At 59.2% G+C, this 21,226-nt stretch carries 18 protein-coding genes and 1 pseudogene; 6 read left to right on the forward strand and 13 right to left on the reverse strand.

Going from position 1 to position 21,226, the window contains the following annotated elements; all coding sequences use genetic code 11:
- Positions 1-44 precede the first annotated feature (44 nt).
- Positions 45-854, forward strand: coding sequence for a gamma-glutamyl-gamma-aminobutyrate hydrolase family protein (locus PMX21_RS05125; RefSeq protein ID WP_271758465.1), 810 nt, complete (start codon positions 45-47; stop codon positions 852-854).
- A gap of 111 nt (positions 855-965) precedes the next feature.
- On the opposite strand, the gene PMX21_RS05130 is transcribed toward PMX21_RS05125, so the two are convergent.
- The 8 genes from PMX21_RS05130 to PMX21_RS05165 form a co-directional block, all read right to left on the reverse strand.
- Complete coding sequence (locus tag PMX21_RS05130; protein WP_271758467.1) at positions 966-1,784, reverse strand: hypothetical protein; 819 nt, start codon at positions 1,782-1,784, stop codon at positions 966-968.
- The gene (locus tag PMX21_RS05135) at positions 1,768-2,592 is read right to left on the reverse strand and encodes a hypothetical protein (protein WP_271758469.1); all 825 of its coding nucleotides are present in this window, start codon (positions 2,590-2,592) and stop codon (positions 1,768-1,770) included. Before PMX21_RS05135 ends, PMX21_RS05130 begins: the two co-directional genes overlap by 17 nt.
- Positions 2,589-3,350, reverse strand: a complete 762-nt coding sequence (locus PMX21_RS05140; protein ID WP_271758471.1) for an ABC transporter ATP-binding protein — start codon at positions 3,348-3,350, stop codon at positions 2,589-2,591. The genes PMX21_RS05135 and PMX21_RS05140 overlap by 4 nt, the downstream gene beginning before the upstream one ends.
- Before the next feature lie 144 nt (positions 3,351-3,494).
- Positions 3,495-3,824: a helix-turn-helix domain-containing protein gene (locus tag PMX21_RS05145; protein WP_117798466.1), complete on the reverse strand. Its 330-nt coding sequence runs from the start codon at positions 3,822-3,824 to the stop codon at positions 3,495-3,497.
- An 8-nt stretch (positions 3,825-3,832) separates the two neighbouring features.
- Positions 3,833-4,393, reverse strand: coding sequence for a hypothetical protein (locus tag PMX21_RS05150; RefSeq protein WP_117798465.1), 561 nt, complete (start codon positions 4,391-4,393; stop codon positions 3,833-3,835).
- Positions 4,394-4,623: 230 nt separating this feature from the next.
- On the reverse strand, positions 4,624-4,980 hold the full coding sequence (locus PMX21_RS05155) for an Hpt domain-containing protein (RefSeq protein ID WP_271758473.1): 357 nt from the start codon (positions 4,978-4,980) through the stop codon (positions 4,624-4,626).
- A gap of 23 nt (positions 4,981-5,003) precedes the next feature.
- Positions 5,004-6,884, reverse strand: a complete 1,881-nt coding sequence (locus PMX21_RS05160) for a diguanylate cyclase (RefSeq protein ID WP_271758475.1) — start codon at positions 6,882-6,884, stop codon at positions 5,004-5,006.
- A 211-nt stretch (positions 6,885-7,095) separates the two neighbouring features.
- Positions 7,096-7,893: an alpha/beta fold hydrolase gene (locus PMX21_RS05165; protein ID WP_271758477.1), complete on the reverse strand. Its 798-nt coding sequence runs from the start codon at positions 7,891-7,893 to the stop codon at positions 7,096-7,098.
- 225 nt (positions 7,894-8,118) lie between these two features.
- Here PMX21_RS05165 and PMX21_RS05170 point away from each other — a divergent pair, with 225 nt between their 5' ends.
- The 3 genes from PMX21_RS05170 to PMX21_RS05180 all read left to right on the forward strand — a co-directional run bounded on the left by PMX21_RS05170 (position 8,119) and on the right by PMX21_RS05180 (position 11,014).
- The gene (locus tag PMX21_RS05170; protein WP_271758478.1) at positions 8,119-8,895 is read left to right on the forward strand and encodes a radical SAM protein; all 777 of its coding nucleotides are present in this window, start codon (positions 8,119-8,121) and stop codon (positions 8,893-8,895) included.
- Between the two features lie 160 nt (positions 8,896-9,055).
- A complete protein-coding gene (gene map, locus PMX21_RS05175) occupies positions 9,056-9,943 on the forward strand; it encodes a type I methionyl aminopeptidase (protein WP_271758479.1) in 888 nt (295 codons plus the stop codon).
- 135 nt (positions 9,944-10,078) lie between these two features.
- A complete protein-coding gene (locus PMX21_RS05180; RefSeq protein WP_271758480.1) occupies positions 10,079-11,014 on the forward strand; it encodes a D-2-hydroxyacid dehydrogenase in 936 nt (311 codons plus the stop codon).
- A 252-nt stretch (positions 11,015-11,266) separates the two neighbouring features.
- On the opposite strand, the gene PMX21_RS05185 is transcribed toward PMX21_RS05180, so the two are convergent.
- Positions 11,267-12,652, reverse strand: a complete 1,386-nt coding sequence (locus tag PMX21_RS05185) for a M18 family aminopeptidase (RefSeq protein WP_271758481.1) — start codon at positions 12,650-12,652, stop codon at positions 11,267-11,269.
- Positions 12,653-12,813: 161 nt separating this feature from the next.
- On the opposite strand from PMX21_RS05185, the gene PMX21_RS05190 reads away from it, so the two are divergent.
- Positions 12,814-13,899 carry a carcinine hydrolase/isopenicillin-N N-acyltransferase family protein gene (locus PMX21_RS05190; RefSeq protein ID WP_271758482.1) on the forward strand — a complete coding sequence of 362 codons (1,086 nt, stop codon included), beginning with the start codon at positions 12,814-12,816 and terminating at the stop codon, positions 13,897-13,899.
- Between the two features lie 140 nt (positions 13,900-14,039).
- The gene (locus PMX21_RS05195; RefSeq protein WP_118387254.1) at positions 14,040-15,119 is read left to right on the forward strand and encodes a 6-phosphofructokinase; all 1,080 of its coding nucleotides are present in this window, start codon (positions 14,040-14,042) and stop codon (positions 15,117-15,119) included.
- A gap of 424 nt (positions 15,120-15,543) precedes the next feature.
- Here PMX21_RS05195 and PMX21_RS05200 read toward each other — a convergent pair whose 3' ends face one another.
- From PMX21_RS05200 to PMX21_RS05215, 4 genes and pseudogenes are all read right to left on the reverse strand, one after another.
- Positions 15,544-16,443, reverse strand: a complete 900-nt coding sequence (locus tag PMX21_RS05200; RefSeq protein WP_271758484.1) for an IS256 family transposase — start codon at positions 16,441-16,443, stop codon at positions 15,544-15,546.
- A gap of 351 nt (positions 16,444-16,794) precedes the next feature.
- A complete protein-coding gene (locus tag PMX21_RS05205) occupies positions 16,795-19,560 on the reverse strand; it encodes an FtsX-like permease family protein (RefSeq protein WP_271758485.1) in 2,766 nt (921 codons plus the stop codon).
- A 5-nt stretch (positions 19,561-19,565) separates the two neighbouring features.
- Positions 19,566-20,267, reverse strand: a complete 702-nt coding sequence (locus PMX21_RS05210) for an ABC transporter ATP-binding protein (protein WP_271758486.1) — start codon at positions 20,265-20,267, stop codon at positions 19,566-19,568.
- Positions 20,268-20,660: 393 nt separating this feature from the next.
- Positions 20,661-21,226 (reverse strand): annotated as a pseudogene (locus PMX21_RS05215) (hypothetical protein); the annotation flags it as partial.

The raw sequence follows: 21,226 nt of genomic DNA on the forward strand, positions 1-21,226 counted from the left end.
GCCCACCCGCCCGCCATGCCCATCCAAACTCGAAAGTTACACCTATGATCGGAACTCGCACTTCATCGTCCTACACCCCGCACGTCGACGTCGCCCCCGCCGACCGCCCACTCATCCTCGTCGCACCGCGCTGGGAAGAGGCAGAGCCATTTTTAACCGAGATGCTCTCCCCCAACGAGGAAATCGCAAGTGTCTTTGTCGATGCCATCCTTGCCGCCGGCGGCCTGCCGCTGCAGATGTCCATCACCGAGGACATTGAGGTCATCCGTCATTACGTCGATATCGCCGACGGCATCGCCATTCCCGGCGGCCCCGATGTCAATCCCAAACGTTGGGGCGATGATCGACCCTGCGACCCCACCCTCTGCTGCGAGATCCGTGATAGCTTTGAGTTTAAGCTGGTCGGCGAGGTGCTCCGCGCCAAAAAGCCGCTCTTTACCACCTGCCGCGGCACGCAGTTGCTCAATGTCGCCACCGGCGGCACCCTGTGCATGGACGTGCCAAGCCTGGGTGCGCGCGAGGGCCGCACGCAGTGGCGCCACACCCACGTGCTCAACGACCCCGTGCATCCCGTCGAGGTCGTGCCGGGCTCGTTGCTGGAGCGCGCGCTTGGCGGGCACAGGCTTATCCAGACCAACTCCGCACACCACTGCTGCGTCGATCGTCTGGGTAAAAGCACGCGCTTGGTCGCCAAGGCAACCGATGGCGTGCCCGAGTGCATCGAAGTCGAAGGCCAACCCTTCTGCCTGGGCGTGCAATGGCACCCTGAGTACACGTGGAAGACGCTCGAGACCGACTTTAACCTGTGGAAGTCGTTTGTCGAGGCGGCGGCCAAGGTTAAACAGGCCCGTTAGCTCGCAAACCACTCAGTTTAAAGTCTCCTATACCAGGTGGGCGGACACCAGCCACGGTGCCCGCCCACCCTTGTATTTGGTATGCTCGGTATGATTATCCCTCACAAACAATCAAAAAAATCTCGACCGTAATCGGTCGACGGTAAAGCAAATGGCAAAAACGCTTGCTACGTTTATTAGGCAGTCAATTAGAATCGAAAGGCATTGACTATTCCCCAACGGGGTCACGCCACAAATCCACATGAGCATCGAGGCTGGAAGCGGAAGCATGGAATTGGCCCCGAGCTGTATGTAGATCGCTACAACGTTGACAAGCAACAGCATGCCAATCGGACCGAAGCCGGACCCAAAATAGGAAACAGCGATCACGCAAGAGACCACGTATGCAAGGCAGGCAGCGGCAGCAAGAACAAGTCGATAGCAAAATACATGCAGGTTGAAATACTGCTGAGCATCCAGAACGATTACGCAGTTAAGACAGTACAAAACGACACTCGACAGGATAAACGCGTCCAAAAGGGCAAAAGAAGACAGCACCACTCGAGCAACGATAGCGCACACACGCTTCCCTCCCCGAGCCTCCGACAACCCCCACGGTTCCTCAATAAAGCCCGAACTGACAAAGCGCGGCACAATGCAAGCCGCGATGAACGGAAAGAACAATGCATGCGCCAACGGGGCTACGTTGAACAGCAGACCGCGAAAAACCTCTGCATTACCAAATAGAAGGACATCCTCTGCCGATAGCCGAAGCGTCGGGTCTGGGAAAAAGCCCAAGAAACTGTTCTCACGGAGGCTACAGAACCACATCGGGAAAGAATAAAGCTGCAATACCACCATGCACGCATAAATTACCAGGATTAAGGCGTACGTCCATTTGCTCACATGCTTCAATTCTGAATGAAGGAATCTTCTAGTCTGACGAGCCATTGAGCACACCCCCAGCACGAAAGCTCACGAGAGCGTAAATCAATACCGATAGACAGCTGGCTGCCGCGCCATATCCCAGAAGCGTCAGCTGCCCCATATCGCTATACCCAAGGGCACATCCGACTCCAAGGTACGGCCCCGGAAGAAAGAAGATCCATCGCAAGGACGGTATGGGCGTCTGAAGGTAAGTTCCGTAGAGCGTCAAGCTCATGACAAATCCGATTATTACCACAGCCCCGCTAAATACGGCGCTGCCTGTAATCCGATAGATGGTCGTCGTCTCCAACGCAACCGATATCACCAATACGGCGTTGACCATCATTGCAGGCAAAAATACAGTTAGCATGTCGTGCGAGCAGTTATGCCCTCCACGTATTATGGCTATTGCAAAAAGAAGAAGGCAAAGCGCACTATATGCTGCGCCAATTATTAAAGCAGACGAAAATGCATGGGCTAGAGCCCCATAAAAGCGGTTGAGACCTCTTGCCAAAGAAATTCGGCAGCCCTCTTCATAGCCACGCTCCTGTAGAATTACCAGGCAAACGATGAGCGGCACAAGCAGAGATGTGCCGGCAAAGGCGCTACGCACAAGGGACTCATCGGGTGCAGAAGGATCGATTACATTCCAGCAGAAGCCAATATCCTCCCCAAAAACGCTATTGCCAAAGGCGAGCAACGTTGTTCCGTTTTTTAGAAAGATGCCGAAGAGAAGGCCGAACGCCAGCATAAGCGCAAGACCAAACTTCGCCGGAAACATCCTGTGCAAACGCATCATGTCCGCCTTTATGGGATGAATCGCCAGCTTCATAGCGAGACCGCCTTCATCAAGCGCCTGTAATATTCTTTTAGGGACGGCGCCTCGTCCCTTATGACATCCATCGATTCCTTTTTCAGCAGTTTACCGTCATGAATAAACAGGCAACTTGTTGCAACCGATGCCAGCTCATCCAAATCATGACTAGAGACGAGCATGGTCTTACCCTGCTCTCGATTCAATCGGCCGATAAGAGTCCATATACTCTCGATGCCCAGCGGGTCCAATCCATTTGCTGGCTCATCGAAAACTAGCAAGTCAGTGTCACCCAACAAAGCCGTAGCTATATCCAGCCGCCGTTTCATTCCCAGAGAAAAACTGCTTACGCTCTTTTTTTCATCAACGTCCAGCCCGACTAGGCTCAAAACGCGAGGAATCTCACGATTCTCATCAAGCCCCCATTCCGCACATCGGATTTGAAGATTCTCAACCGCGTTGAGAGATTGGTATGTTCCGCTGGAATCTGGCACATAGCCGACACGCGTCCGCATCAGACCAAGCTCTTTTTTTGATTTGCCTCCAAAGAGCTCCACGCTCCCCGACGATGGCTCGCAGAGGCCCAGCACTATTTTAATAAGCGTGCTTTTACCCGCCCCGTTTGCACCAACAAGGGCAAGGAGCTCAGACTGATGCGCCTCGAAGGAAACATCATGCAACACACGCCGTTTCCCGTAGCGCTTTGACACCTTTGATAACTTTATCGCTGATCCGTTCATTGGCCTCCCGTTCTGTTTGATAGCAAAACTGCTCATATCGTTTCTTCTTTTCTTTATTGTTTTCCATAGTCGTTATTGTTTTTCGATAACTCAAATTTGTCAAGATAATCTAAAAGAAAGAACCCGTATTAGACACGGGTCCTTTCACGCTTAAATTTCGTTTTAGTTGTTCGCCTTAAGCTACTCGTCACTCAAATCGACAGCGAAGACTGATGTCGGAAGCGACGCCTCATTGCCTCCACCATTCCGCATCTGCCTCACGACATTTTTTGCACGCTCAACAATAAGCTCCTCAAGCTCTTTCTCACTCACCCGCCGAATAATATCTCCCGGTTGACAGTCAAGTTCATCGCAAATATCGAGAAGCGTCTTAAGGCGAATAGCTTTAATTTTTCCGTTTCTTAGCTTAGAAATATTAGCCGGAGTATGCCCCGTGGCACGAATCAGATCAGCACTGGTCTTTCCGGTCTTAAGTAGCTGCGTCTCAAGCTCGATGATGAGATAGCTCATGCTTCCTCCTACACAAGCTCGTCAGACTGCTCTTGGAGCAGCGAGGCATAACTCCAGATCACCGAGATACACAGACAGACAGCCGCGCCGATAAGCGACCCCGCATCAAAGGCAACGCCTTGGCAAATCTCAATAACGAAGGAATGAGGCACGACGTAAAGCTCCAGCCCACCAATGGTAAGATTGACCGATCCGTAGGCACCAATAAGCGAAACCGCGGCGTTAACAGCAAAGGCAAGCGCAAGAACACGGATAAGCCGCACATGCGTCTTGGTAAAGGGCGAGACGCCTCGCGAGATGTTACGGCTGATTCCACACAGAACGACAAGCGAAATACCCACGACGAGTGCCAGGCACAGTCCGCTTGGGATAACGATGCACCCGCCATCGAGAAGCGTCACGACGCCGAAAGAATCGACAGAGGCAACGTTTGCAACCGCATACCAGATCACGTAAACAACCAACGCGGCAAAAGCGACGAGCATCCCTGCAAAAACGGCTGCCATGCAAAAGCCAAGCTTCCTGATATTTTCGCCCGCTTTGGCCATACGCTGAACGCTGTTAGACATACACTCACCCTCATCGACTCTATCGTTATTCGAACAGTTTATCGAACAACGATATTGATTGCATGCGGAAAGCCCCGCCAGTGCGCATAGGCCATTTACTAACCCGGAGGGGTGAGCGTGGATTTTTGGACACATATCGAACGAGAGTGGATAATCTCCCACTTTGAGGCCGCCACCGGGCCTAAAACGGGAGATTATCCACTCTCATAGTCATCAAGGCCCGCAAGCTCTTATTCGGCCGCCTCGCGCAGGGCTGACATCGTTGCCGCATATTGCTGCTGCAGCGCATGCATTCCCTCGCGAGCGCCGTCAACAGCATCGGCGCCGCGCAGCGCCTCGGTCACCGCAACCGCCGGCTCGTACAGATTATCGAATCCCAGGTTCTGGCTCACGCCCTTGAGCGTGTGCGCTGCCATAAAGGCACCTTCGGCGTCGCCTGCCGCCATGGCGGCCTCCAGCTTGTCCATGCTCTCGTCATCCAAAAACTTGAGGGCAAAGCGGGCAAGCATTTCCTCGCCCATCAGCCGAGCGCACGCGTCATCATAATTAGCGCCGATCTTCTCATACGCCTCACGCATGGAAATCATGGATTAAAACTCCTTAGGTCAAACTAAATCGTGGGAAACGCGACAACGTCGGCGGGGCGTGCCAACGTCTCGGCAATACGGTCTTGCACCTCGAGCAGACAGTCGAGCAACAGCGGGTTAAACTCACCGCACTTACCGTCCAAGATCATCTGGATAGCCTCCTTGTGCGGAATAGCGTCCTTGTACACACGCACGCTCGTCAGAGCATCGTACACGTCGGCCACCGAGACCACCTGCGCGGCAATGGGAATATCGTCGCCCTTAAGGCCATCGGGATAGCCCTTGCCGTCCCAACGCTCGTGGTGCCAACGCGCAATCTGGTACGCATATTCCATAAGCGCATTGCCGACGTGATGGCGACCCAGCTCAAACAGCATGTTGGCGCCGATCGTGGTATGCGTCTTCATAATCTCGAACTCCTCGGACGTAAGGCGTCCGGGTTTGTTGAGAATTGCATCGTCAATCGCCATCTTGCCGATATCGTGCAGCGCCGAAGCCAAGGCAATCGTGGAGCGTTCCTCGTTGTCGAGGGAAATGGTGTCGCTACGCTGGACTAGACAGCCAAGCAGCAGCTCGGTCAGCTTTTCGATATTCGTAACGTGCCTGCCGCTCTCGCCATTGCGAAGTTCCATGACACCGGCCATGATGTCGATGAGCATGCGACTGTTCTTGACGCGCTCGTTGTACTGCTGGGACAGCAGGCTCGTCAGGCGGCGCTGCTTGGCGTACAGACGGATAGTGTTGCTTACACGACGGCGCACGACACGGGCGTCAAACGGGCGGCTGATATAGTCCGAGGCGCCCAGCTCGTACGCACGCAGAACCACATCGTCGGATTCTTCGCTCGAAATCATGATGACAGGCAGATTGTCAACAACCGATCGGCGCGACAGATCGGCCAGTACCTCAAAGCCGCTCACGCCCGGCATGACAATGTCCAGCAGCACGAGCGACAACTCATCGCCATAGCGGTCGACCATATCGAGCGCCGTACGACCGTTATCAGCCTCGAGGATGCAATACTCGTCCTTGAGCATCTCGTTGAGAATGGCTCGGTTCATCTCGGAGTCATCGACGATAAGCACCAAAGGTTTTTCGCTTTGGAAGGCCTCGATGAAATCGCCATCGGTCACGACCGTACCGGCTTTTGCCTTGGCACGGCTCAGCAACTGGACAGCGCGGCCAACGCCCTCATCAACCGTCTCGCCATGAATGCGAACGCCACCAACACATGCCGTCAAACTCACGTGCTCATGGCCCGGAATAATCGCGGAACGAACGGCATCGGATACCTGACGCAGGCGACGGGCGAAGTCATCGGAGGGAATATCGGGCATGACGGCCACAAACTTGTCGCAGCCATAGCGTACGAGCTCGTCAGTCGAACGAATTCCGCTGCGCATGGCCGTCGCCACAGCACCGAGCGCAAGGTCGCCGGCATGATGGCCACACATATCGTTGAAGACCCTAAAATCATCAAGGTCGATCACCGCCACGCCGGCCTTCATGCGGGCGCTACGGAGCTTTTCCTCGTAATATCGGCGATTGCGCACGCCCGTCAGCACGTCGGTGTAGACAAGGTCCTCTTCTGTGGCCTCTTGCTCATCGATCGGACGCACCATCAGCAGGACGTGAGGCTCGCCCTCGACCTTTAGAGGGCGCAGACGGGCGCGGTACTCAACACCATCGTTGAGCAGTTGCTCCGACACCTCACCCGAATCTGCCAAGGCCTCAAGACTCGACTGACGCAGACAAGGGCAGCGATCGCCGGCGAGCAAGCAGTTAGGCTCGCTCTTAATCTGATCGGCCGACAGCAAACGTACCACGGGGTAGGTCTTCGCGACGCGGGCGACCTCAGCGGCAGCCTCCTCGTCGGTTAGATTGGCCTCGTGATTATTGAGCATATGGGGCCCTTTCGATAGCTTCGCATAGTAGCGGTGGGTTCCAAATGTTACAAGGGTAACACCTTGCCGATGCAGGTAAGCACGTGAATGCTGCTGCATTTTTATGACCTGGCAAACGGTGGTAATGGAGCCGCGGGCGCGTGGTTATTGGCGCATTCGTTAACAATGACGAAACGCTAACAGTCCCCCTCCCCGCAGGTCATCGAGCGTGCTAACGCTCCAAGACATCGCGAACGGCGTTTGCCGCCGTAACGGGGCGATCGCGCAAACCGTTATGCGCGCCCGGGATCGTCACAAGGGGGCAATCGAGATATTCGGCAGCCGCTCGCGTACCAGCCTCGCGGGGTGTACCGACCGAAAGCTCGCCCAAAAACACAGCCGACACCGCCTTTGATTCGCGGGCGCGCTCCCAGTCGGGAGCATATGTCATATTTGTTCCGTATTCATTGGCCATAAAGCAACGACCATTGCGCAGGGCATGCTTGGCTTCCGCTTCGGTCGTCCCAGGAGCCTCGGGGTCCAAGTCGCCGAGAGCTCCCAAGAAAAGCCGAAGCGCCCTTGAAATCTTTCCAGCCGCAATCATATCGAGCAAAATCGGAGCTGCGCCCATGCCGACGCCTTCGGCCGACACAGCCGGCTCATGCAGAATCGCACGGGCGACGAGATGGGGTTCGGTGCGAAGAAGCTCCAGCGCCACCAACGTACCGGCGCTATGCGCAAGCACATTTGCCGGAGCGCCAACGTGTTCGATCACGGCTTGCAGGTCGGCGGCCTGAGCGGCAAGATCATAGCTGCCGTCTGCCGCTTCGCTGCTGCCGCCACAGCCGCGGCGGTCGTAGGCAATTACGCGGTAGTTGCGACTGAGCTCACAAGCGATACCGTCAAAAAATGTGCCGTCGACACAAGCGCCGTGCACGCACACCAAGGCAGGAGTATCAGGCGACACATCCGGGCCGGCATATTCGCGACAGGCAATCGTGGTGCCCGCATTCTCGACCGTAAAATCCATGTTGTGCCCCCATCATCAACGCCCATCCAGTTGCGCGTCAGTACGGCTGGATAGACCTGCATTGCTTTACGCCTTGTTAACAGATTAACTTTACCCGACCCGAGGCTTTTCATGACACGGCATAATGAGCGACGTGAAAAAACGAAACTTGTAAAGCAAGAGCCCGCACCCTGCTTTGGAGCCGATGTTATGCTTAGGCACAATTGTCTTGAGGAGCATATGCCTATGTCTACGTTTTTGAATGCCAGCCCCATCTTTGGGCCCGTTCGCAGCCGTCGCCTTGGCCTCTCGCTCGGCGTCAACATGATGCCGGCCAGCGGCAAAATCTGCACGTTCGACTGCATTTACTGCGAAAACGGTCTCAACGCCGAGCGCCCCTGTCATGAGCCGTACAACACAGCCGCCGCGGTACTCGACGCGCTCGAGGCAAAGCTGCGCGAGATGGCAGCCGAGGGCGAGCTCCCCGATGTGATCACCTTCGCAGGCAACGGCGAGCCCACCGCCGCACCGGAGTTTCCGCAGGCCATCGCCGGCGCCGTCGCGCTGCGCGACGAGCTTGCCCCAAACTCCAAGATCGCCGTGCTCTCCAACGGCACGCGCGCCGACCGCCCCGAGGTGCACGACGCGCTCATGATGGTCGATGACAACATTCTTAAGCTCGATACGGTCGACCCGGCATTTATCCAGCTGCTCGATCAACCCGTTGGCCCCTACGATGTAGAGCACCAGATCGAAACGTTCGCGAGCTTTAACGGTCATGTCATTATCCAGACGATGTTTTTGAGCGGTGAGTACCGGGGCAAGTCTCTCGATAACACCGGCGAGGAGCACGTTGGTCCTTGGCTCGCGGCGCTCGAGCGCATTCGCCCGCAGGAGGCGACCATCTACACGGTGGCGCGCGAGACACCAGTCGCCGGCCTTGCCAAAGCAGCGCCCGAGGTGCTCGACGCCATTGCCGCGCGCGTGCGCGCCCTCGGCATCCCCTGCCAGGTGAGCTACTAGCAAAACCACGCAGCAGCTAGTGCCCGCCATCCCGCCCCATCAGTTGCGGTGATATAGTTCCTATTTGTGCTGTTAAAACGCTTAAATAGGAACTATATCACCGCAACTTTTATGGACGCGTGAGTGGGCTATACTAGCTGCGGATGAAAGGAAGTTAGCCATGTATGACAAAGGACCCGTACCCGGCCGCAACGACGCTTGCTGGTGCGGCAGCGGCAAAAAATATAAGAAATGCCATAGCGCCTTTGATGAGCGCCTCGAGCGCTTGTGGGAAGAGGGCTGGGAGGTTCTGCCCCGCACGCTCTACAAGACGCCCGCCGATATCGAGGGCATCAAGCGCTCGGCCGCCATCAACGTGGGTGTGCTCGATTACGTAGGCGAACACATCGCCGCGGGCATGACCACCAACCAGATCGACCAGATGATCTACGACTACACCGTCGAGCACGGTGGCACGCCGGCCGACCTCAACTATGAGGGCTACCCCAAGAGCGTTTGCACCTCGATCAATGACGTGGTCTGTCACGGCATCCCCTGTGATACAGACGTGCTGCACGAGGGCGACATCATCAACGTCGACTGCTCCACGATTCTTGACGGCTACTTTAGTGATTCGAGCCGCATGTTCTGCATCGGCGAGGTCTCTGCCGAGCGCCAGCGCCTGGTCGACGTCACCCGCGCCAGCGTGGAGGCGGGCTTGGTAGCCGTCAAGCCATGGCTGCCGCTGTCCGTTATGGCCGAGGCCGTGCAAAAGACGGTCGAGGACGCCGGCTTTAGCGTGGTACGCGAGTACGGCGGACACGGCATCGGTAAGGAGTTCCACGAGGACCCGTTTGTGGGCTTTACCACCGAGGCACCCGATGTGGACACCATCATGGCTCCGGGCATGGTCTTTACCATCGAGCCCATGGTCAACGCCGGAGCGCCCGACATCAAGATCAGCAAGGGTGACGGCTGGTGCGTGCGCACCAAGGACGGCAGCGATTCGGCCCAGTGCGAGGTACAGCTCGTGGTGACCGAGGATGGTTACGAACTGCTGAGCTGGTAGCCGTGGATGCGCCGGGCTTCGCGATGGATATGTTAACCATCGCGAAGCCCGGCGTTTTATTTGAACGTTTTGCCTGATAAAACCTGCCAAAATAAACCTGTCCCTTTTTGGCAGGTCGAGCGGAGAGGACTGCTTGTGAACATTCTGGTTTTGTTGCCCGTCAACGACCGTCATCGCGCAATTCTTGAGTCGAGCGCTCCGGGCGAGGACTTTATCTACACGAGCGCCGACGCCGCCACGCACGAGCAGGTCGCCGATGCCGACGTGATCCTGGGCAACATCGACCCTGACATGCTCACGGCATGCGAGCGTCTCCAGCTGTTGCAATTGCAAACCGCCGGCTATGACGACTACCTTGCCGCCGGCACTGTGCCGGTCGACGCCAAACTGTCTTGCTCGGTGGGCGCCTACGGCCAGGCCGTGAGCGAGTACATGTTTGCCATGGTCCTTTCCATGATGAAGCGCCTGCCCGGCTATCACGACTTGCAGCGCGAGCATCGCTGGGAGGATTTGGGGCCGGTCACCTCGCTCAAAAGCGCCAATGTGCTGGTGCTGGGCGCGGGCGATATCGGCGGCCACTTCGCCACGCTCTGCCGCGGCATGGGCGCGCACGTCCGCGGCATCAAGCGCCATCCGCTCGTCTACCCCATTGTGTTTGAGGACATGGACGGCATGGACGCCCTATCCGAGCGCCTGGCCGAGGCTGACATCGTCGCATCCTTTATGCCCAGCACACCCGAGACCCGCGGCCTGGCGAACGCCGAGTTCTTCGCCGCGATGAAACCGGGCGCCTTCTTTGCCAACGGCGGCCGCGGCGATCTTGTGGTCGCCGACGACTTGGTTGCCGCCTTGGAGTCGGGACATCTCGCCGGCGCCGCGGTCGACGTCACCGACCCCGAGCCGCTGCCTGAGACAAGCCCGCTGTGGGATGCGCCCAACATGCTCATCACGCCGCACGTCTCCGGCTGGTTCCACCTGGCAGCCACGCTCAATAATGTGGTCGACATTGCCGCAGAGAATCTGCGTCACCTGCAAGCCGGCGAGACCCTGCGCTGCTGGATCGAACATTAGGGTTCCGCCGTTCTAACGAACGGCGGACCGGTCGACGCTGCGCGCCGCCCAGAGCGACAATTTGTCATTCAAAAGGCAAGGCATGACCAGAAGGTCTATGCCTTGCCTTTTTCATGCCAACTTGTTCGCTCTGGACATCGCTCGCTAACGCTTGCTCAACCTGCGGTGTCTTAACAATTCTGTCAAGCTGTTAGCATTGCGACATTCGCCCAGATAAAACCTGCCAAAAATAACATCCCTTTTTGGTAGGTTTTAGAGCTCCACGCTTTCGGCGCCGTTGATGTTGAGGTTGCGCTCGTAGAAGGCCGTGAGGGCGCGGATGGCACACATCACGTCGCGCACGCCGCCGGTCTCGTAGCTCGAGTGCATGGCCAGCTGCGGCAGGCCCACGTCTACGGCGTGCATGCTCGCCTGCATGTTCGACAGGTTGCCCAGGGTGGAGCCGCCGGCCATATCACTCTTGTTGGCGAAGGCCTGCGTGGGCACGTCGGCGTCATCGCAAATAGCCTGGAACACCGCGCGGCTAAAGGCATCGGTGCAGTAGTGCTGGTTGGCGGCTTCCTTGATAACGATGCCGCCGTTGAGCACGACCTGGTTGCGGGCATCGCACTTCTCGGCGTGGTTGGGATGCACGGCATGCGCATTATCGCAGCTCACGAGCATCGAGGCGGCAAGTGCGCGATGGTACGACTCGTCATCGAAGCCCAGCGATCCGTTAATGCGGCGCAGCGCATCGGCCAAGAACGTCGACATGGCTCCCTGCTTGGTCTCGGAGCCAACCTCCTCGTTATCAAAGCAGCAGAAGACCGAGATATCGCGCGCGTTCTCAGCACCCAAAAATGCCTGCAGCGAGGTATAGGCGCAGGCCAGGTCGTCGAGCTTGGGCGTCGAGATAAACTCGTCGGCCCAGCCCCAAATGCGCGCATCCTGACGATTGACCAGGAACAGATCGCGGCCCAAAATTTGCTCGGGCTCAACGTCCAGCTCATCGGCAATCAGAGCGTCAAAATCTCCCTGCTTGAGTTCACCGGCGCTGATGAGCGGGCACAGGTCAACGGCTCGGTTGGGAGCAAAGCTCTCGTTAACGCCACGGTTCATATGGATGGCAAGGCTCGGGATGATGGCGACTTCGCGCTCGGTGGCGAGCAAGCGACTCTCGATGCGGTCGCCCTCACGCACCAGCACGCGGCCCGCGAGCGCCAGCGGGCGGTCGAACCAGGTGTAGTCGATCATGCCGCCGTAGGCCTCGATGTTCAGGCGCAGCGTCTCGCCCGCGCCGTCGAGCTCGGGCACGGCCTTGACCTTAAACGTCGGCGAATCGCTGTGCGACGCCGCGAGCTGAAAATGATAGTCGCCGGCAACGCCGTCCTCGCCCCACGTCGCGGCCAGGTCCTCGCCCACCTTAAAGGCAACAACGCTCGAGGTGTTGCGCTGCGTGTAATAACGCCCGCCCGGCTCGATGTCCCACGCCGCGTTCTCGGGCAGGTAGGTAAAGCCCGCCTCGTCGAGCTCGGCCATAATGGTCGCCGCCGTATGGAACATGCTGGGGCATGCCTCGATAAAGTCGATAAGGTCGTTGGCGGCCTCGATATCGTCGGCCGTCACATGTGCGCGCTCGAGCGTTTCCTGATCCGTCATGCTCTCCCCTTTCGCTGGGTTGATGGTCCCCTCCAGCATACCCCGCCACGCCAGTGCCGCACTCTTCATTCCGTGCTTAATTCCGCGCCACTCACCAAGTTGAGCCATCATGCCCGTGCACCTTTTGCGACAATTACGCTAACAGGACGAGAGGAGTCGTCATGAAGCCACGTAACATTGCCATCGCCTGCGGTGTCGCGGGAGTCGCCGTCGGCCTTGCCGCTGCCACCGGTATCGTTTATCACAAGCAAATCAAGTCCGCCGCGTCGCTCAAACGCTTGACCGGCTACGCGGATAGCTATGACCTGTACGCAATCGACATCGCCTACGACTACGATCTTGATCGCATCATCGCCGCTGGCGTGCGCGACGACCAGGCCTACATCGATGCCGTGGTGGCGCAGGTGCTGCCCGGTGTGCCGGTACATGTCCAGGCGCCCCAGTTTGCCTGCAGCGCTTTTGTCGCCGTAGATGCCGAAGGCCGCGTGCGCACCGGTCGCAATTACGACTTTAAGGACGACACCTCGGCACTGCTGGTGCGCAATCACCCACGTGGCGGCTATGCCTCCATCGGGTTTGCCGCCCTTAACAACCTGGGCGATAACACTCCGCTTGACTCCGTCGCCGGACGTGCCGCCGCACTCATGGGCCCGTTTGCCCAGCTCGACGGTGTTAACGAATGCGGCGTGTCCATTGCCGTACTCACTCTGGATTCCAAGCCCTGTGACCAGGACGCGCAACGCCCCGTCATCAATACCTCGCTCGCCATCCGTCTGGTGCTCGACCGTGCCGCCACCACGCAAGAAGCTGTCGACCTGCTTTCCGCCTACGACATGCACGCCATGGCAGGACGCGATTACCACTTCTTTATCAACGACGCCGCCGGTGACGCGCGCGTAGTAGAGTGGGATCCGCGCGATCCGGACCGTGCTTTCAAAGCGACTCCCGTACGCCAGGTTACGAACTTCTACGCCTGCTATGGCGACGAAGTGCTGCCCAACCAAAAGAATGGCGAGCTGGGCCATGGTAAAGAGCGCGCCATCGCAATCGCCGATGTCCTTGACGCCCATGTCGGTGCCCAGGACGAGGCAGTCGCTTGGAAGGCCCTACGCGCTGCAGCGCAAGAACCCAATCCGAAAGACATCACCAGCAATACGCAATGGTCGGTCGTCTTTGACAATACCGAACCCGCCGCCGCCATTACGCTGCGCCGCCACTGGGGCGACGTCGACGCCTTCGCACTGTAAGGACCCAGGCTCGTCGACCTTACGCTCGCCTGACGTTGTTTACATTTCTATACGCTTGAGCTAACACGTTTTACCCCCGTATCAACAGTGTGCGGGGGTAAACTTATGCGCATGTTATAACTTGCCCGGAAGGATTCATCATGCTTAGGATCGGTCTTCTTACCAGTGGCGGCGACTGCCAGGCGCTCAACGCCACCATGCGCGGCATTGTCAAAACGCTTATGACCAATAGCGAAGAGCCTATTGAGATCTATGGTTTTGAGGACGGCTACCAGGGCCTTATCTACAGCCGGTTCCGCGTCATGACGCCCGCCGATTTTAGCGGCATCCTTACCCGTGGCGGCACCATCCTGGGCACGAGCCGTACGCCGTTCAAGCGCCTGGATATTCCCGAGGCCGACGGCGTCGAGAAGGTGCCGGCAATGGTCCACACCTATCATAAGCTGCAGCTCGACTGCCTGTTTATGCTGGGCGGCAACGGCTCCACCAAGACCGCCAACCGTCTGCGCGAAGAGGGCCTCAACGTTATCGCCCTGCCTAAGACCATCGATAACGACACCTGGGGCACCGAGCTGACGTTTGGCTTTACGAGCGCCATCGACGTCGCCACCAAGTGCATCGACGACATTCACACCACCGCTTCGAGCCACGGCCGCGTGTTCGTTATCGAGATCATGGGCCACAAGGTTGGCTGGATCCCGCTATACGCCGGCGTCGCGGGCGGCGCGGATGTCATCTTGATTCCCGAGATCCCCTACGACATGGATAACGTCATCAAGACCATCGAGCATCGCATGGAGACCGGCAGCCGCTTTACCATCGTGGCCGTCGCCGAGGGCGCTATCTCCAAGGAGGACGCGGCGCTGTCCAAGAAGGAGTACAAGAAGAAACTCGCCGAGCGCACGAGCCCGTCGATCGTCTACGACATCGCCAAGGAGATCGAGGCCAAGACCGGTCGCGAGACCCGCGTCGCCATCCCCGGCCACACGCAGCGCGGCGGCCAGCCCGACGCCCAGGACCGCATCTTTGCGACCCAGTGCGGCGTCGAGGCCGCGCTTGGCTGCCTGCGCGGCGAGTTTGGCTACATGATTGCCCTGCGTGACGGCAAGATGTGCCACATGCCGCTCGAGGAAGTCGCCGGCAAGCTCAAGTATGTCGACCCCCAGAGTGATCTGGTGCGCGAGGCCAAGGCGCTGGGCATCAGCTTCGGCGACGAATAGCCTCGGCCGAAACTGCTCTCATCGGAGACCCCAGGGCTTACCTCCCAAATCGTCCTCGGACATGTCAGGATCCCGCCGTGCGCTTCGCGCGGCGGGATCCTTCCGTCCTGCGGAAAGATTTGGGAGGTAAGCCCTGGGGCCTCCTACGGTGACTGGGGAGGCCGAGACTATTCGTCTTCTTGCTGCGGGTGCCTGGGGTAGGATGCGGCGTGCATTTTTGGGAGTTTTCAGCAACCGAGGGTGCCTGCATACTGGATTTTGGGCGAAAGGCAGGCACCATGGGCCGCATCCTGTAAAAAACGAGCGGCTCTAGAGGCGTTGGGGGTGGCGCGCGCAGACGTGGTGTAAGAGTGTCCTGAGGTCCGTCGCTGCAAGCTCCGATGTTACTCCTTCTTGAGGCCGCGCTTCTCGACTATCTCGTCCACTATCTCCCTGGGTCGTCCTGGTAGACCGCGGCGTGCACGAGGTCCCTGACGGCCGCCTTGGAGTCCTCGGGCCTGCCCGAGCAGGCGCTCTGGAGGTTGCGCTGCAGGTGCGTCACGCAGCGCTGCCAGGCGCAGCCCTGGAACAGGCGCGAGACGGCGGCCACGAGCCCGGCGTGGCTGTCGGAGACCACGAGGCGAACGCCGGCCAGCCCGCGCTCGCGCAGCCCGCCGAGGAATGCCGCCCAGGAGTCCTCGCTCTCGGTGTCGACCACGTCGCAGCCCAGGAAGTGCTTGCGCCCGTCGGCGCCCAGCCCGATCGCGGTCACGACGCCCTGCGAGACGACCGACGAGCCGACCCTGCAGCTCATGTAGGTGGCGTCGAGCCACAGGTAGCAGCACGGCGTGCCCGAAAGGTCGCGGCGGCGGAACTCCGCCACCTCGGCGTCGAGGTCGGAGCAGAGGCTCGAGACCTCCGAGCTCGACAGCGAGGATATGCCCAGCTTGGACGCCACGCGCTCGACCTTGCGGGTGGACACGCCGCACACGTACATCTCCTGCACGATGGCGGCCACCGAGGTGTCGACGCGCGACCATCGCGCGAGCATGCCCTCGGGGTAGTAGGTGCCGTGTCTGAGCTTGGGTATCTCGAGCTCCACGTCGCCCACGGCGGTCTTGAGCGACCTGGGGCGGTAGCCGTTGCGGCTGTTCTCCCTGCCGTCGCTGCGCTCGTTGCGGCTCGCGCCGCACATCTGCTGGGCCTCGGAGTCCATCAGTGCGTTCATCACGCCGCCCAGCACCCTGCACGCGAACTCGCGCGCGTCGCCGCACTCCTGCCAAAGCCTCGCCGCCTCGAGGGCCTCGTCGCGACCGAGGCGCAGTACACTCTCTTCTTGGGGCATCGCCTTTCCTTCCATTCGTCACCTTCATTACTCCAACGACGAATTCTAGGCGGTGTCCCCTCCCTTTCAAGAAAGGGCGGAGGCGGGGCATGCCCCGCCTCTTACACCACATCTCTGTGCGCTACCGCGTTGGGGCTCAGAATCGGGGCTTTCAGCGCAGTTTTGCACTCCCGCCCCCGCGCCCGCGGACCCCGGGATGCTGAATACTCCGGAATTTGCACGCCGCCCCCTGGGGTACCCGTGGACAAGTAGCAACCGCCCCGCCAAAATATGCATTCAACGGGGCGGTTTATGCAATAATGCGGATGTGGGTGCGTCGGTAGCTCGCTACAGCTTGAATCCCAGGACAGGTTACTCGGCGCTTTTGAGGGCGCCGACCATGTCGATCTTGTTGAGGGTACGATTGGTGGCGAGGTTGACGATAAACGTAAAGCCAAAGGAAAGCACCACGGCGAGCACGTAGCTTAGCGGCTCGACCTCAACATCAAAGTACAGCGACGGCATCTGCAAAATGTACGTAAAACTCTCGGCCAGCAAGCCGCCCAGTGGCACGCCCAGCGCGGCGCCAATTGCCGTGAGGATCAACGTCTCCTTGTTGACGTAATGGTGCACCTCGCCACGGCGGAAGCCCAGCACCTTAATGGTCGCCAGCTCGCGCTCGCGCTCGGAGATATTCGTGTTGGACAGCGTAAACACCACCACAAACGATAGGCACGCCGCCATAAAGGTCACGAGCACCACGACCGAATTGATAATCGTAAAGTTCGCCTCGTAGTTCTCCCAATGCTCGGCCGTACTCGAAATCGTAAGCCAACCGTCGCTCTTAAGATTCTTGCTAAACGCAATCTGGTCGGCCGACGAGCCCTTAAGCAGCACAAAGACGCCGTTGAGGCGTGCGCTTCGACCGAACGCGCGCTCATAGGTGCCCTGCGTCATGTAAAGCGTGTTGCCCAGATAGTTAAGCGAAATGTCGCTGACTTTGACCTTGGCGACATTGAGCGACGAATCCTGGACGTGTGCCGTATCGCCCGGCTGAATCCCCAGCACCAGCTGTGAACTCTTACTCAGATACACGTCTCCGTCACGCAATGACAGCGGTTCTTTGGACTCATCCTCCAGGCGCACGTAATCGCCCAAGTCACCCGTGCGGTCGTCGGGAATCACGATGAGCTGCACGGTCTCGCTCTTGCCGCCAAATGTAAAGGTGACGTTGTCGGTCATAATCGGCAGCGTCGAAGTCACGGTCACGTTGGAATCATTGGCCGCGCTGCGCTCATCCAATGCCGCGCACGTCTGCGAAAAATCGTCGGGATTGGCGACCGCCAGCAGATCGTAGCGTGTGATGTGGCCGTACTGCTTGGGCGAAAGCGCGACCGACGTGTCGCGAATACCCATACCGCAGATCACAAGCGCGGTGCAACCCGCGATGCCGAAGATGGTCATAAAGGCGCGCTTTTTATAGCGGAATAGGTTGCGTGCAGCGACCTTGTTCAAAAAGCCCATGCGGCGCCAGATAAAGCCGATGCGCTCGAGCAAGATGCGCGAGCCAGCGCGCGGGGCCTTGGGACGCATAAGCGAGGCCGGGGTCTCGGCCATCTCGTGGCGGCAGGCGATAATCGTGGCGCCCACCACGCCCACGGCAAACAGCGCCACCGAAACGATCGAGGACACGATGTCGTACGAAAGCAGCATCTGGGGCAGTGAGTACATGTCGTCGAACACCGTAAACAGGAACAGCGGCAGGCCCACAAATCCGATGATGTTGCCGAGCACGCCGCCGATCAGACAAGCCCACAGCGCATAGTCCACGTATTTGGACAGGATGCGTCCGCGCGAGTAGCCGAGCGCCTTGTACAGGCCAATGAGCGTGCGCTCCTCCTCGACCATACGCGTGGCGGTGGTGAGGCTGATGAGCACGGCGACGATAAAGAAGATGAACGGGAACACCGTGGCGATGGCTTCAATTGACGAGCTATCGCTCTCCACGCTCGAGTAGCTTGCGATATTGCCGCGGTCCTGGATGTACCAGGTGCATTCGCCCAGATCGGAAAGCTCGGCGCGGGCATCGGCAAACTGCTGGTCGGCGGCGGCGCGGCGCTGATCCAGGTCGGTCTGCGCTTGCACGCGCTCCTCGCTGCCCTCTGCCATGCGATTGATGTTGTCCTGCTCAATCCCAAAGAGCATATTCGCCTGGCGCTCGGCCGCATCCAAGCTTGCCGGCGTGTCGACCGTCAGTTCCTGAGCGCGCGCCTTCTCACGCTCCTCGCGAATCTTCTCTATATTGCCCTTGACCTTGTTGATCTTTGCCGCGTAGGCATCCGAATAGGAGTTGAGGCTCTTGGCCCCCTCGACGATCACGTGGACCGCGGAGTAGGAAGAAGATGTCGCGGCGTCCTCGCTCACATAGAACTTATAGTCCGCCGCCGAAGCAGCGCGAAAGGCGTTGACTGTCGAGTCAGAACTTACATCAGTGGGGTCGAGGACCTCGGCCGTAATGGTGTAATCGCCCGCGGCAAACTGATCCTTGGCGCTTTGGTTCGACGAGCTCGCGTCATTGGCGGCAAAACTCACCGTATCGCCGATTTTCTTGCCCGATGCCTTCAGGAACTTCGAAGTCACCGCGACCTCGCCGGCGCTCTCGGGCAAATCGCCGCTCACCAGCACCGGTTGATCGATGTTCTCCTTGGAGAGACTCTGCACGACCACGCGCTCGCGCGTTGTACCCACGGCGGTATAGGCGGTCTCGGTGTAGATGCCCTCGGCCGTTTCGACACCATCGACCTCTTGGATGGCGTCGAGATCATCGTCGGTCAGGCCATAGGTCGACTGCACGTTAATATCATAGACATTTTGCTGATCGAAGTAGGCGTCAACCGAATCACACAGGTCCTCGCAACCCGCCTTAAGGCCGCACATCACGCTCACGCCAAGCGCGGTGATGACCACGATTGACAAGAAGCGCTTAAGACTGCCTCGGATTGTGCGGTAGATGCCACGGCGAAAAACCGTCGGCACCATATCGTTTGAGCTTTGGGCAGTGCGGTAGGTCGTAAAATCCTGCTCGCGCTCCGTGTTCTGCGCGTCGCGGCGTAGGCTGTTTTGGCGGTCTTGGTCCATGGGCGCTACCACTCGATCGTCTCGATAGGCACGGGATTTTGCTGGACCGTCTCGCTCTCCACGCGACCGTTCTTAAAGCGGATCAGGCGATCGGCCATGGGCGCCAGCGCGGAGTTGTGGGTGATGATGATGACCGTAATGCCCTGCTTGCGGCAAGTGTCCTGCAGCAGCTGCAAGATCTGCTTGCCGGTTTTGTAGTCGAGTGCACCCGTGGGCTCGTCGCACAGGAGCAGCTTGGGGTTCTTTGCCAGTGCACGGGCGATGGACACGCGCTGCTGCTCGCCGCCCGAAAGCTGCGCGGGGAAGTTGGCGAGGCGCTCACCCAGGCCAACCTGGCAAAGCGTTTGCTCGGCATCGAGCGAATCGGGGCAGATTTGCGCCGCAAGCTCGACGTTTTCGAGCGCCGTCAGGTTGGGGACCAGATTGTAGAACTGGAAGACAAAGCCGACGTCGGCGCGGCGGTATTCCACGAGCTGCGCCTCGTTAGCGGAGCTCACATCGCGCCCGTCCACCGTCACGGTGCCGGAGGTTACCGTGTCCATACCGCCCAGAATGTTGAGCGCCGTGGTCTTGCCGGCACCCGAAGCACCCAAAATGATGGCGAGCTCGCCACGCTCGACCGTAAAGCTCGCGCCGTCGAGTGCGTGAATGCGGGCGTCGCCCTCGCCGTATGCCTTGATGACGTCTTTGAATTCGATATAAGCCATCGATCGGTTCCCATCTGGTCGGATAACTCTTTAGTATTACCCATTTCGCACCGACCAAAAAGGGACAGGTTCATTTTGGCAGGTTTTATATGGGGAAACGGCAGCTATAGATGAGGCGCCGGGGAGGCAGAGAAATCATCGATTGGGTCAGGCCGACCGCCAAACACAGGTTGATTTTCAATCTCAACGCAACAGCCTGAACGGACCCCGCGTTTCTGCAGCTAGCGCAACGCGGAAATAGCTCCCGGCACCTGGCCATCACTTCGTTTCCGCAGGTGGAGGGGCTGTGGAGTCCGGTGCCCCCATGCCGCCGCCGCATGCTCCGCCAGCCCGCCGCGCAGCCGTTCCGGACTCAGCGCAACGGGCCCTCCGGCCCATGTCCCGGCCCGCCGCCTATCCTGCCAGCGGCTCCTCGCCCCTCGCGGCCCTGGCCCTTTCGATGCAGCCGGGCGTGAGGTCGAGCTCGCTGGGCGCCAGCTCCTCTATCCCGAACGCGTCCATGAGGGCGGAGGCGTCCTCCCCTAGGGCCATCCGCAGCACGCGCGCCGGCGTCAGGAACCCGAGCGCCCCCCTCGGCTCGGAGTTCACCTGCGACATGAGCAGCGCGCAGTCCGCCGCCGTCAGCCGGTCGAACCTGGCCCCGGCGCCCTTGGGCAGCAGCTTCCTGATCTCCACATGGTTCTTCTCGCACGCGCCCTTCTGCTGGCTCTGCCGGGGGTCGCAGTAGAAGAGCCTGGTCTCGCCGTCCCGCTCGCCGAGCAGCGCCGCGATGGCGCCCTCGTCGGCGAACTCGCTCCCGTTGTCGGTGAGCACGGCGCCGAAGGCGCGCCTCGCGCCGTCCTCGCCGAGGACCCCGCGCAGGGAGGAGAGCGCCGCCAGGACTGGATTGGCTACACTGATGTGGACAGTTCCGGGAGGGGCGCGAGAGACGGGAGGGCCGTATATGAGGGACCCCAGGC

Origin of the sequence: Collinsella aerofaciens (genome assembly GCF_028209885.1) — a bacterium.
Taxonomy (GTDB): domain Bacteria; phylum Actinomycetota; class Coriobacteriia; order Coriobacteriales; family Coriobacteriaceae; genus Collinsella; species Collinsella aerofaciens_BA.

What these genes read in the sequence shown, in the direction of transcription:
- PMX21_RS05125 (WP_271758465.1), top strand. Translation starts at nt 45, where the DNA reads ATGATCGGAACTCGCACTTCATCGTCCTACACCCCGCACGTCGACGTC.
- PMX21_RS05130 (WP_271758467.1), bottom strand. Translation starts at nt 1,784, where the DNA reads ATGGCTCGTCAGACTAGAAGATTCCTTCATTCAGAATTGAAGCATGTG.
- PMX21_RS05135 (WP_271758469.1), bottom strand. Translation starts at nt 2,592, where the DNA reads ATGAAGCTGGCGATTCATCCCATAAAGGCGGACATGATGCGTTTGCAC.
- PMX21_RS05140 (WP_271758471.1), bottom strand. Translation starts at nt 3,350, where the DNA reads ATGAGCAGTTTTGCTATCAAACAGAACGGGAGGCCAATGAACGGATCA.
- PMX21_RS05145 (WP_117798466.1), bottom strand. Translation starts at nt 3,824, where the DNA reads ATGAGCTATCTCATCATCGAGCTTGAGACGCAGCTACTTAAGACCGGA.
- PMX21_RS05150 (WP_117798465.1), bottom strand. Translation starts at nt 4,393, where the DNA reads ATGTCTAACAGCGTTCAGCGTATGGCCAAAGCGGGCGAAAATATCAGG.
- PMX21_RS05155 (WP_271758473.1), bottom strand. Translation starts at nt 4,980, where the DNA reads ATGATTTCCATGCGTGAGGCGTATGAGAAGATCGGCGCTAATTATGAT.
- PMX21_RS05160 (WP_271758475.1), bottom strand. Translation starts at nt 6,884, where the DNA reads ATGCTCAATAATCACGAGGCCAATCTAACCGACGAGGAGGCTGCCGCT.
- PMX21_RS05165 (WP_271758477.1), bottom strand. Translation starts at nt 7,893, where the DNA reads ATGGATTTTACGGTCGAGAATGCGGGCACCACGATTGCCTGTCGCGAA.
- PMX21_RS05170 (WP_271758478.1), top strand. Translation starts at nt 8,119, where the DNA reads ATGTCTACGTTTTTGAATGCCAGCCCCATCTTTGGGCCCGTTCGCAGC.
- map (WP_271758479.1), top strand. Translation starts at nt 9,056, where the DNA reads ATGTATGACAAAGGACCCGTACCCGGCCGCAACGACGCTTGCTGGTGC.
- PMX21_RS05185 (WP_271758481.1), bottom strand. Translation starts at nt 12,652, where the DNA reads ATGACGGATCAGGAAACGCTCGAGCGCGCACATGTGACGGCCGACGAT.
- PMX21_RS05190 (WP_271758482.1), top strand. Translation starts at nt 12,814, where the DNA reads ATGAAGCCACGTAACATTGCCATCGCCTGCGGTGTCGCGGGAGTCGCC.
- PMX21_RS05195 (WP_118387254.1), top strand. Translation starts at nt 14,040, where the DNA reads ATGCTTAGGATCGGTCTTCTTACCAGTGGCGGCGACTGCCAGGCGCTC.
- PMX21_RS05200 (WP_271758484.1), bottom strand. Translation starts at nt 16,443, where the DNA reads ATGCCCCAAGAAGAGAGTGTACTGCGCCTCGGTCGCGACGAGGCCCTC.
- PMX21_RS05205 (WP_271758485.1), bottom strand. Translation starts at nt 19,560, where the DNA reads ATGGACCAAGACCGCCAAAACAGCCTACGCCGCGACGCGCAGAACACG.
- PMX21_RS05210 (WP_271758486.1), bottom strand. Translation starts at nt 20,267, where the DNA reads ATGGCTTATATCGAATTCAAAGACGTCATCAAGGCATACGGCGAGGGC.